Source organism: Nostoc sp., assembly GCF_035638895.1.
GTDB lineage: Bacteria > Cyanobacteriota > Cyanobacteriia > Cyanobacteriales > Nostocaceae > Nostoc.
Window position 1 is genome coordinate 1 of record NZ_DASQZC010000229.1, and the last position, 1745, is coordinate 1745.

Sequence of the window (1745 nt, forward strand, 5' to 3'; positions counted from 1 at the left end):
TGTTTTCTTGTCATTGGCAAAGCAGAAAATGGCACTTATAAAACAGTCTACGACGCAGATATTTTTGGACGCATCTATGATGCCAACAATGACTCAGTAATGCAAAACCGCACTCGCTTAGGTTCTATTGCTGAAGTACCAGCAGGCATTAGCGATTTTGAATTGAGAATTTCTGTACCTGCGAATCAGCCTACTCCGTTGAAGCTGAAGCAGTTTAAAGCAGCCGGATTTAGCGGCCAAGTGCGTAAGTAGTACCAATTTTGGATTTAAGATTTTCAAGCCAGTGCATTACAGCACTTCCGGCTATTATGCAATATAGTTTTCTCCTTGCCCGTCTCCTATCATCGCTTTCAGCTTTTAGGATGTACCTCATAGCTGCCGTAAGTGCTGTAGTAGTTAGTGTTACAGAAGCGTGGGAGCAACCCATCACTTTTCAGGAATAACTGCTGGCTACGCAAGAAGTAATCGATTACCTAATTGACATTACATATACTCATTGCGTGCATACTTGATAGTATTGACCGCACTTTATTTAAAATTCTGTTTTAGAAAGATTCTTTTCTTTTGATTATAGCTTCTATTACTTCCTTCTTTACAGAAATCATTCTACTAATAAAAGCATCATATTCTTCTTTTGGATAATATGGATTTTGCTGTGTAAAATATGTATTTTCCAAAAAGTTCAAAGCCAAAGCTGAACCAGGTTTATTTTTTTGTATCATTGAATATAGTTCTTTTAATTGAGCAAGGTGTTCAGCTAGAGACATTTCTGTAGTAGAGGAATATGTCGTTTCTACTCTACGATTTAAAATATCTTGCAAATGTTCATATTCAGCAGTGATAGTGCTAGTGTTGTGTCTAATAAATATGTGATAACGCTTAATTTTATCACTATCTTTCTTAGGCAAAAAGGGAATATATCGTGGATTATATTCTATAGTCACAACCCGAAGTAGTTTACCTTTTAGTTTTGGATATTCTGATTCTTCGTATGAAAAATCTATAACATCAAAATCTAACTGAGACGGAAGATATTTTTCAACTTTATTTTTAAATTCAGTTTTATCATTTAAGTCGGACAATCCCTTAGAGTTAAAGCTGTTATCTTCTTTTTTTTCCTCAACACCAAAAATAATTGCACCACCTGATTTATTAGCCATACCAAGAATATTCTTGGCTATTTCATCATCGGGAACAAGCTCACTTTTAAAGTCTAGATCATCATATTCTCCTGTAGGATTGCGGAGTAATTCACGCAAAGTTTCTCGACTTGGAGATTCAAAAAATCGAGCAGAATTTTCTTTCCAACTTTTATTTTGCTTGGTGTTTGAAGACATATAAAAATCGACCTTTCCAGCATAAAAATTTAATTAGAAAAATAATATTTATCAAGTTATTAGCTTGATAAATGTTCTCTCATCCTCTCTTCCAGCACATCCAATAACCCATCCACATCCTTCCCAACTTGCTCAAAACAAATCGGTGGTGCTGGTTCCGGCGCAAACTGAATTAACTTAATTTCCCCCTTCCCAATCCCAATCATCACAACCTCCACTTCTGGCTTGTGATTCTCAACAATTCCCAAAATTTCTTGCAGCCGATTATCAACTCTAATATTTAAATTCTCTATCTGCTCTTTCGGACAATAAACAAAATGCGGCGTTGGTTGCAAATCAATACCAATAGTACCTTGACTATCACCATTTGCTAACCACAATCCCCAAAACAGCGCCGCCAATTCTTGC

The 1745-nt window shown here is 36.0% G+C and carries 2 protein-coding genes and 1 pseudogene; 1 reads left to right on the plus strand and 2 read right to left on the minus strand.

The features are described 5' to 3' along the window. A pseudogene (locus VE944_RS11000) lies at positions 1-252 on the plus strand (biotin carboxylase); the annotation flags it as partial. Positions 253-545: 293 nt separating this feature from the next. Here the strand turns inward: VE944_RS11000 and VE944_RS11005 are convergent. Both VE944_RS11005 and ccmS read right to left on the minus strand, forming a co-directional pair. After that, positions 546-1337: an AlbA family DNA-binding domain-containing protein gene (locus tag VE944_RS11005; RefSeq protein ID WP_324976547.1), complete on the minus strand. Its 792-nt coding sequence runs from the start codon at positions 1335-1337 to the stop codon at positions 546-548. A gap of 59 nt (positions 1338-1396) precedes the next feature. Continuing rightward, the coding region (gene ccmS, locus VE944_RS11010; protein WP_324976550.1) for a beta-carboxysome assembly chaperone CcmS at positions 1397-1745 on the minus strand (349 nt) is incomplete at its 5' end.

What these genes read in the sequence shown, in the direction of transcription:
- VE944_RS11005 (WP_324976547.1), bottom strand. Translation starts at nt 1,337, where the DNA reads ATGTCTTCAAACACCAAGCAAAATAAAAGTTGGAAAGAAAATTCTGCT.